The organism is Candidatus Dactylopiibacterium carminicum (assembly GCF_014736495.1).
Taxonomy (GTDB): domain Bacteria; phylum Pseudomonadota; class Gammaproteobacteria; order Burkholderiales; family Rhodocyclaceae; genus Uliginosibacterium; species Uliginosibacterium carminicum.
In genome coordinates, this window is record NZ_MDUX01000040.1 from 23,322 (window position 1) to 32,836 (window position 9,515).

10 protein-coding genes are annotated in these 9,515 nt (G+C 62.2%); all 10 read left to right on the forward strand.

Features of this window, described 5'->3' with window-relative positions; all coding sequences use genetic code 11:
• Positions 1–9: 9 nt before the first annotated feature.
• The 10 genes from gspF to BGI27_RS12030 all read left to right on the forward strand — a co-directional run bounded on the left by gspF (position 10) and on the right by BGI27_RS12030 (position 9,203).
• Positions 10–1,206, forward strand: coding sequence for a type II secretion system inner membrane protein GspF (gspF, locus tag BGI27_RS11985; protein WP_095525099.1), 1,197 nt, complete (start codon positions 10–12; stop codon positions 1,204–1,206).
• 21 nt (positions 1,207–1,227) lie between these two features.
• Positions 1,228–1,668, forward strand: a complete 441-nt coding sequence (gene gspG / locus BGI27_RS11990; protein ID WP_095525100.1) for a type II secretion system major pseudopilin GspG — start codon at positions 1,228–1,230, stop codon at positions 1,666–1,668.
• 7 nt (positions 1,669–1,675) lie between these two features.
• Entirely contained in the window at positions 1,676–2,167 is a 492-nt protein-coding gene (locus BGI27_RS11995; RefSeq protein ID WP_170943027.1) for a GspH/FimT family pseudopilin, read from the forward strand.
• On the forward strand, positions 2,151–2,525 hold the full coding sequence (gspI, locus tag BGI27_RS12000) for a type II secretion system minor pseudopilin GspI (protein WP_095525102.1): 375 nt from the start codon (positions 2,151–2,153) through the stop codon (positions 2,523–2,525). Before BGI27_RS11995 ends, gspI begins: the two co-directional genes overlap by 17 nt.
• Before the next feature lies 1 nt (position 2,526).
• Positions 2,527–3,144, forward strand: coding sequence for a type II secretion system minor pseudopilin GspJ (gspJ, locus tag BGI27_RS12005; protein ID WP_170943028.1), 618 nt, complete (start codon positions 2,527–2,529; stop codon positions 3,142–3,144).
• Positions 3,141–4,016 (forward strand): type II secretion system minor pseudopilin GspK, encoded by an 876-nt coding sequence (gspK, locus tag BGI27_RS12010; protein ID WP_095525104.1) that lies wholly within the window; start codon positions 3,141–3,143, stop codon positions 4,014–4,016. The genes gspJ and gspK overlap by 4 nt, the downstream gene beginning before the upstream one ends.
• Before the next feature lie 19 nt (positions 4,017–4,035).
• Positions 4,036–4,896 carry a type II secretion system protein N gene (locus tag BGI27_RS12015; RefSeq protein WP_170943029.1) on the forward strand — a complete coding sequence of 287 codons (861 nt, stop codon included), beginning with the start codon at positions 4,036–4,038 and terminating at the stop codon, positions 4,894–4,896.
• Complete coding sequence (gene gspD, locus BGI27_RS12020; RefSeq protein ID WP_095525106.1) at positions 4,893–6,956, forward strand: type II secretion system secretin GspD; 2,064 nt, start codon at positions 4,893–4,895, stop codon at positions 6,954–6,956. Before BGI27_RS12015 ends, gspD begins: the two co-directional genes overlap by 4 nt.
• Positions 6,953–8,431: a type II secretion system ATPase GspE gene (gene gspE / locus BGI27_RS12025; protein WP_095525107.1), complete on the forward strand. Its 1,479-nt coding sequence runs from the start codon at positions 6,953–6,955 to the stop codon at positions 8,429–8,431. Before gspD ends, gspE begins: the two co-directional genes overlap by 4 nt.
• Before the next feature lie 127 nt (positions 8,432–8,558).
• Positions 8,559–9,203 (forward strand): YiaD family glycine zipper/OmpA-like lipoprotein, encoded by a 645-nt coding sequence (locus BGI27_RS12030; protein ID WP_095525108.1) that lies wholly within the window; start codon positions 8,559–8,561, stop codon positions 9,201–9,203.
• The last annotated feature ends 312 nt before the right edge of the window (positions 9,204–9,515 follow it).

A 9,515-nucleotide genomic window follows, 5' to 3' on the forward strand; every position in this document is an offset into this window, starting at 1 on the left:
GAGACTCCAATGCCCAGCTTCAGTTATCAGGCCCTGACCGAAGGCAAGCGCAACCCGCAGCGCGGACAGATCGAGGCTGACTCCGCCCGTCAGGCGCGTGCGTTGCTGCGCGAGCGCGGTCTGGCCGTGCTGGCGCTGAAGGAAGAACGCGGTCAGAACGAGCGGGCGCTACGCCTGGGTGGCATGCAGGTCGCCACACTGACGCGCCAGCTTGCAGGCCTGATCGATGCGGGGCTTTCCATCGACGAAGCGCTCGCGGTGCTGGCCGAACAGGCCGAGAACGTCCGCGAGACGCGCCTGCTCACGCGACTGCGTCAGGACATCGCCACCGGGATCTCGCTGTCCGCCGCACTGACCCGGCACGAGAAGGTCTTCCCTCCGTTCTATCGCGCGCTGGTACGGGCCGGCGAGGAATCCGGCAAGCTGCCCGGCGTGCTGCAGCGCCTGGCGGACTACCTCGAGCGCCGTGAGGAACTGAAATCCCGCCTGGCCATGGCGTTCATCTATCCGGCCATGGTGCTGCTGGTTTCCAGCGCAGTCATCGTCGGTATGCTGACCTGGGTGGTGCCGCAGATGGTGCAGGTATTCCAGGGCGCCAAACAGGCGCTGCCGCTGCCCACGCAGATCCTACTGACGATCAGCCAGTTCCTGGGCAGCTGGGGTGGTTGGTTGCTGTTGCTGCTGGCCATCGGTGTGGTGGCCTTCCTGCAGGCGATGCGCAACGAATCGTTCCGCTACCGTGTGCACGCCCGTCGTTTGCGCATGCCTTGGTTCGGGAAGCTGGAACGCAGCGCGGAAACCGTCCGTTTCGCCTCGACACTGGCCATCCTCGCCGGCAGTGGTGTACCAGTACTCACTGCAATGGCGGCAGCCAGCGGCGTGATGATCAATCTGCCGCTCAAGCGTGCGGCTGAACAAGCGGCACAACAAGTGCGTGAAGGTGTGACGCTGGCGCGTGCGCTCTCTGCCGCGCAATCTTTCCCGCCCATCCTTGTCCACCTCGTGGCCAGCGGTGAAGCCACCGGCCGGCTGGACGCCATGCTCGAACGCGCGGCCCTGGAGCAATCCGCCGGTCTGTCACGCAAGGTGGAAACCTTTTCGCAGTTGCTCGGCCCGGCCGTGGTGCTGGTGATGGGCGCGGTGGTGCTTTTCATCGTACTGGCCATCCTTTTGCCGGTGTTCGAGATGAATCAACTAATCAAGTAGTTAAGTAGCAGGAGACAACACATGCAGCAGCATCACAATCAAAAACGTCATCGCGGCTTCACCCTCATCGAGATCCTTGTCGTGGTCTCCATCCTGGCGATCCTGGGGGCATTGATCGTGCCCAAGATCATGGATCGCCCCAACGAGGCCCGCGTCGTCGCAGCCAAGCAGGACATCCAGTCCATCGTTGGCGCGCTCAAACTCTACAAGCTGGATAACGGCCGCTACCCCTCGCAGGCTCAGGGGCTGCAGGCACTGATCGAGAAGCCCTCTGGCGATCCGACGCCCGCCAACTGGAAGCGCGGCGGCTATCTTGAGCGCCTGCCCAAGGATCCCTGGGGCGGCGACTACCTCTACCTCAACCCTGGCCTGCACGGCGACATCGATGTGATGAGCTACGGTGCCGATGGTCAGGCAGGTGGCGAGGAATACGACGCCGACATCGGCAACTGGGCTCCCTGACCTGCGCATGCGCGCAATGCGTGGCTTCACGCTGATGGAGGTGCTGATCGTACTGGCCCTCGTCGGCATCGTGGCCGGGCTAGTGGTGGTACGCCTTGACGATGATGGCCAACGCGCCACACGGCATGCTGCTGAGCGGCTGTCGCTGGCGCTGGAAGCCGCACGCGACGAGGCCATCTACAGCGGCCGCGAAGTTGCGTTCTCCAGTGATGGCGATGCCTGGCAATTCTGGCGTGGCGATGCTGGCCGGCGCAGCTGGCAGGCAATGGCCGACGGAGAAATGCTGCGCCCGCGCCGCCTTGGTAACAATGTAAGAATCGTCTCGCAGGAGGTCAGTGGGCGCAACCGACCTCTTGGTGAGCGTCTGGTGTTTGCCGCCTACGGGCTCTCCGAGCCGTTCACTCTGCTGCTGCAAGGTGGCCACACCCGGATATCCATCCGCCTGGATGCCATGGGCCGCGTGAGCCTGGATACGCTTGAAAATGCAGATACGCCCTGAACGTGGCTTCACCCTGCTCGAAACCGTGATCGCACTAGCCGTGATCAGCATCGCGCTGGGCGCGGCCATCCGCGCCGCCAGCTTCGGTGCGGACAAGGCTTTCGAACTCCAGCAGCGTACCGTGGCCGGCTGGGTGGCCAGCAACGTCATCAACCAGTTGCTTGCCACGCGCAACTTCCCGGAGATGGGCGCGCTGGATGGCACGGCGACGCAAGGGGAATATCAATTCATCTGGCGTCAGGAAACCAGCGCCACGCCGAATCTGAGTTTCCGGCGTGTCGAGGTCAAGGTGTTTGCCGAGAATGGCGAGGATCTGTACGCCCGCCAGGTCAGCTATATCGCACGGGCGGGGAACTGAGATGCATCGCCGGGGTTTCACGCTGATCGAAGTGCTGGTGGCGCTGGCGGTATTCGCGGTGGTGACGTTGCTCGCCTGGCGTGGACTGGATGTAATGGTGGGCACGAAGGCCCGGCTTGACGGCGAAATGCGTCGCTGGCGCGAACTGGAGCTGGTGTTCGAACGCCTGGCGCTGGATCTGACACAGATTGCTCCACGCTTCTGGGTTGATGAGCAGGGGCGTACCCGCAGCGCGGTGCAGGCTTCCGGCACGACATCCGGCGCGCAATGCCAACTCGACCTGATGCGCTTCGGCGTCGACAATCTGCCTGTTCACGCCCGCTACCGTTTGCAGGATGGGCGCTTCACCCTGCAGATCCTCCCCACAAGCCAGAGCCAAGCCCAGAGCCTTGCCGAAGCGGCAAGCGCACTGGCCGAAGCTGAGGGGAAAACCCCCGACCACCTGCTGCTGGACGACGTCAGCCGTTGTGATCTGGCTTTTCTCGATGGAAACAATGTCTGGCAGGCGCGTTGGCCGAACAGTGACACGCTGAGTGATGCCACTCGCCCACGCGGCATGCGCTTGCGTCTCACCCTGGACGGACGCGGCCAGTTCGAACGCATCTACTATCTGCCATGAAACACATGGACCGCCAGCGCGGGCTGGCTCTCGTTCTGGCACTGCTGGTGGTCGCCATCGTCGCAGCCCTGGCCTTGCTCTTCGTGCAGCGCCAGCAGCTCTGGATGCGCCAGTTGAAGCATCGTGCCGGTTTCAGCTCAGCCACCACAGCCGTGTTCGTTTCGATCGACATGGTACGGCTGACCCTGCGCGACGATGCGCGCAAGAATCAGGTCGACCACATGCTCGAACCCTGGACCATCCCCATTCCTCCAATCGCCATCGAGGAAGGACGGGTCAGTGGTCAGATCGTCGAGCAGCAAGGCCGCTACAACCTGACCAATCTGCTGCCCGCTCAAGGCGCCAAGATCGACGAAGCCGCCGTACAACGTGCGGCCAATGGACTGGGCGTGAATGCCAGCCTCCTCACCAGGGTTCTGACCGCCTGGCAGGATCTGCGCAAGCGAGAACCAGGCGCCGAGCCTGAACTGATGGAGCTGCTCGAAATCGTGCGGCCTTCCAGCGAAGACAGTCAGCGCTTGCAACGCCATGTGGTCCTGCTGCCTGAGCGTACGCAACTGAATGTCAACTTCGCGACTGCCGAAGCGCTCATGGCCACAATTCCCGGGCTAAACTCCTCCGACGCCAGCAGCGTACTCTCCCGGCGCACAGGGAACCCGTTCCGCTCGGTTGCAGCATTCACGGCGGTTCTGCCCGAATCATTGCGCCAGCAGGCCACCGCCTTCGTGTCTGTGCAGAGCCGCTATTTCTTGGTCGAAGTACAGGCGCGATTCGACCGTGTGCAGTTGGGCTATGAGGCGCTGTTACGCCGCGACGGGCGGGATCTTCCAGTGCTGCTGTGGGCTCGCCGTGCCGCACCGGCCGACAACTGAACAACCAGACCGACCAGCAATGCTCAAACTCTCTTTCCCATCCTTCACCGCCATCCGCCTGCCCCCCCTGAAACAGCCGGAGCGCTGGCTGGGGCTGCTCAACCTTCTACTCGTGGCAATTCTGTGCTGGCTGGTGATCGGCATTCTCGGACGTCTGGCCGGCTGGCAAGGCTCGCCTCCCGTATTGGCGCTGCCCGCAGCGCCAGCCGCCGACACACAAGGGGGACTGCGCGCGCTGACAGCGTGGTTTTCGCCCCCTCCTGGTGAGGCCGCACCACTCGCGTCGGACTTCACCAATGATCTGCGACTCATCGCCGTCATCGCGGGGCGGGAGGGTGTGGCCCTCATCGGTGGCGCCCAGCCTGCAACGATGGCGCTGGCGGTGGGAGACGAACTACGCGCCGGTGTTCGCCTGCTGGAAGTGCAGCCGGACCGCGTGATCTTCGAACAGGCTGGCAACCAGCATGAGCTGGCCTTCCCACAGACTGCTGAGGCGTCTGCGGCAGCCGGCGGAATCACCGACCCAGGTCTGATCCGCCCCGCCAAGCCACGCGCCCGGCCAGCCCCTCGGCAAACCAGCGAGCTGGCACGCGGCCAACTCTCCGGTGTCGTGCAGCGAGGCAATCTGGCCAACTGGGACAAAGGGCTTGCGGCATTTCCCGACGGGGGAATCCGTATCACCTCGGTGGCGGACCAACCGTTGGCGCGGTTGCTAAAGCTGCGTGACGGAGACATCGTCAAACGCGTCAATGACAGGGAAATCAAGGGACTGCCGGATATCTCCCTGCTCTATCACCATTTCAGCCAGTCTTCAGAAGTCGAACTCGTCGTCTTGCGCGACGGCAAGCCACAAAACCTTCATTTCAAGATCCAGCCATGAAAGTCAAAGCCCTCACGGCCACAGTCTTATTGTGTTTCACACTCAATCTGCAAGCGCAGGATGCCAGCGATCAGGTCACGCTGAACTTCGTCAATTCGGAACTCGAAGCCACACTGAAGGCAGTCACGCTGATCACCGGCAAGAGTTTCGTGATCGATCCAAAACTCAAGGGAACGGTCAATATCGTGTCCAATCAACCGGTATCGCGCACACTGGTGCTGCCCATCGTGCAGAGCGCTCTGCGCTCGCAGGGCATCGCACTGGTGGATACTGGCACCGTGGTGAAAGTGGTGGCGGAAGCCGAAGCCAAACAGCACGGTTCTCCAGTGGTCGCGGGAGACAAGGTCACGGCGACCGGCGATAAATACATCACCCAGGTCTATCCGCTGCGGCACGAATCGGCCAATCGGCTCGCCCAGGTGTTGCGCCCGCTGGTGGGCCCCAACAGCGTGATTGCCGCCTATCAGGCCGGCAATACGCTGGTGATCAATGACTATGCCGAAAACCTGGCACGCATCAATCGCATCATCGAGCACATCGACCAACCGCCCAGTGTCGAGGTGTTCTCCATCCCGGTGAAGAACGGCGCAGTCCTGGATATTTCCCAGAATCTGGCGCGCCTGATGCCCGAAGTCCTGGTTCAGGGGGTGGCGGCACCGGTTGCGGTTCCCGAAGGGGTTCGCCGTTCCCTGGTGATCAACGACACGCGCAACAGCCAGTTGCTGATCCGTGCCGAAACGCGCGTACATGCCGAGCGCATCCGCCAGATCGTCGAGTTGCTCGACCAGCCCTCCGTCAGCCCGGGCAATATCAACGTGGTCTATCTGCGCAATGCGGAAGCTGCCCGCCTGGCGGCCACCCTGCGTGGCATCCTCACCGGGCAGGACAGCGGCAATACCACGAACAGCGGGGCCTCCGGCAGCGGCAGCGGCTCGACGGCGGCCTCTTCTGCCGTCACCACGAGCACCACCTCGGGCAGCACCTCGACCAATGTCAAGATCGACGGCATCACGGTCATGATCCAGGCCGACAGCGTGACCAACTCGCTGATCGTCACCGCGCCGGATTACATCTACAACAACATCCGCACGGTGATCGACAAGCTGGACGTACGCCGTGCCCAGGTGCACATCGAAGCAATGATCGTCGAACTGAACGTCAGCAAGGGCGGTGAGTTCGGCTTCCAGTGGGCCGTGGCGGGCGGCCTGATCTCCTCGTTGTCCACCACGACCACCAACAGCATCGCCACGATCGCCACCGCGCTCGCCTCCAGTTCCACCTCCGCCACGATTCCCGAAGGCTTCAACGTCGGCATCTTCAATGGTGACCCAACCAAGGGCACGGCCTCACTGGGCGCCCTGGCTTCCGCGCTGCAAAGCACGGGAGACGCCAACGTACTGTCCACACCGAGCATCCAGACGCTCGACAACGAAGAAGCGCGCATCGTCGTCGGTCAGAATATCCCGATTATTACCGGCTCCACGCTCAGTAGTACCAACTTTAACCCCTACACCACCGTGGAGCGCAAGGATATCGGCATGAAGCTGAAAATCCGTCCGCAGATCTCGGAAGGCGGTGCTATCACCATGACGGTGGCCCAGGAGGTTTCGAGCATCGACAGCACGGTCAATACCGACGGTACCGGCATCGCCACCAAACTACGTACGATAGAAACCCAGGTACTGGTCGACGACGGGCAGATCGTCGTGCTCGGAGGCCTGATCGAAGACCAGGTGTCCAACAACGAGAAACGCGTACCTCTGCTGGCCGACATCCCTTGGCTGGGACAGCTGTTTCGCTATCGCGACCGCTCTCACTCGAAGGTCAACCTGATGGTGTTCCTGAAGCCCACCATCCTGCGCGACAGCAAGGCTAACGCTGCGCTGGCCAGCGAACGCTACGAATACATCCGGCAGCTCCAGGTCGGCTATAACCCGGAACACAGCGTCGTATTGCCCGATCTGCCGACGGTATCGCTGCCCGAGCTGCCGTCAGCCCAGAAGGGCGCCGCAACCACAGCAGCCCCGCAGGCAGCGGACGAAAGCCCGAAAGCACCATGAGTACGCGCCTGGTCAGTTTCGCCCACGCCCGTGAATTCGGCCTGTTCGACAGTCACGCGGAAGATGGCAGCGTAGTCGTGAGTTTCCGCGCGGGCGGCGATGTGGCCATGCTGGCTGAGCTGCAGCGCAATCTCGGCGTACCGGCACGTGTCGAAGTGCTTCAGCCTGAACCATTCCAGGTACGTCTGGCGGCCGCCTTCAACGAAGGCGGGCCTCGGGCCTCGCGCATGGTGGAAGACATCGCCGGCACGGTAGATCTCTCCAGCCTGCTCGAAGAGATGCCTGAAACCCAGGACCTGCTGGAAGCAGAGGAAAATGCGCCGGTCATCCGCCTGCTCAATGCGTTGCTGACGGAAGGCCTGCGTGAGGAGGCCTCGGACATCCACTTCGAACTCTTCGAAGCGCGCGCCACCGTGCGTTTCCGCGTGGATGGCGTGCTGCGTGACGTGATTGCGCCGCAACGCGGTTTGCATGCGGCCATCGTATCGCGTATCAAGATCATGGCAGGGCTCGACATCGCCGAGAAACGGCTGCCACAGGATGGACGCATCAACTTGCGATTGGCCGGCCGCCCCGTGGACGTACGCGTCTCCACGCTACCCACGGCACACGGCGAGCGCGTCGTGCTGCGCTTGCTCGACAAGTCCATGAACCGTCTGGATCTCGACTCTCTCGGGATGCCCGGTGACACGCACAAGCGTCTGGAAGGATTGCTCGCGCAGCCTCACGGCATCCTGCTGGTCACCGGCCCCACCGGCTCGGGCAAGACCACCACGCTGTATGCCGCACTGTCACAGATGGATTCGCAAGAGCTGAACATCATGACCGTGGAGGATCCGATCGAATATGAGCTCGATGGTGTCGGACAGACCCAGGTCAACTCGCGCATCGACATGAGCTTTGCCCGTGCCCTGCGCGCCATTCTGCGCCAGGATCCGGACGTGATCCTGATCGGTGAAATCCGTGACCTGGAGACCGCCCAGATCGCCGTGCAGGCCTCGCTTACTGGCCACCTGGTGCTCGCCACGCTGCACACCAACGACGCGCCCAGCGCCATGACCCGCCTGATCGATATGGGCGTGGAGCCCTTCTTGCTGGCCTCATCCTCCATCGGCGTACTGGCCCAGCGATTGGTCCGGCGACTGTGCCCTGCCTGCCGTATTGCCTACTCTCCCGACGCAGCCGAGCAGGAACTGCTTGGCATCGGCCCTCAACATACGCTGTACCGTGCAGGGGCTTGTGAAGCCTGCGGGCACACAGGCTACAAAGGGCGGGGCGGCATTTATGAACTGATGGTGTTCGACGAGACTACGCGAACCTTGATTCATGACGGCGCCAACGAACAGGCACTGCGCCAGCACGCTGGTCTGCATGGCATGCACAGCCTGCGTGAAGATGGTTTCGAACGGGTCCGCAATGGCATCAGCTCTCTGGACGAAATCCTGCGCGTCACGCGTGGCGACGGCGAAACCTGATCCACGCCCTTCGGGCGGAGAACTTGTCGCCGGGCTGGCGATCCATGTCCTTGCACGTCAGAATTCAGCATGAACCGCCCGCCGCTTGGGCGGTTCTTTGTTGCAACGCACGATAACAGGACACGCCATGAAGACTTCCTCGACACTACCCGCTCTCACTGCCGCCTTGATCCTAGTGGGATGCGCCAACATGACCGAGACTCAGCGCGGTACGCTGATCGGTACCGGTATCGGGGCCGCCGCCGGAGCTGCCATCGGCAAGGCTAGCGGTTCAAACAAGGTCGGACGCGATGCGGCTATTGGTGCCGCAGTCGGTGCCGCCGGTGGCTACATCTGGTCTTCACGCATGGAGCAGCAACGTCGTGCAATGGAAGAGGCGACCGCCGGGACAGGAGTATCCGTTAGCCGCACGGCGGATGATCAGCTCAAGCTGGATATCCCGAGCGACATTTCCTTTGCCGTCAACCGTGCGGACATCCAGCCCAATTTCCGCACGGTTCTCGACCAATTCGCCACAAGCCTGCGCAACAACACCGGTACACGCGTAGACATCGTTGGCCATACCGATAGCACTGGCAGCGATGCCATCAACAATCCGCTGTCTGTCCGGCGCGCGGAAAGCGTACGCGACTATCTGGTCGGAAGAGGTGTCAGCTCCAGCCGTTTTAAAACCGCTGGCGTAGGCGCTTCCCAACCGATCGCTGACAATACGACAGCCTCTGGGCGGGCCCTCAACCGGCGAGTGGAAATCTACGTCGGCGAATTGCGCTGATATTGTCTATATCAGGAAAAGGCCTGCCCCAACTGGTGGCGGGCCTTATTGTCGCCGGGCCGTCCCAAGACAAAATTCCCCTCGGGGACAGCGCCCCCGCGTAGCAGCCTTTTTTGCCTCATCCCTTACTGCAAGAGGGGGTACAGAAATAAAAAAGCCACCCGCAGGTGGCTTTTTCTGGATCGACAGTCGATCAGGAACCGGACAACTGGATGCCATGTTCAGCGGCATTGTAGCGGTGACGATTCACGATACGCTGAATCGCCCCCGGTTCACTAGACACTTCGAAGCCTTAAGCTGGCAACCAAGTGG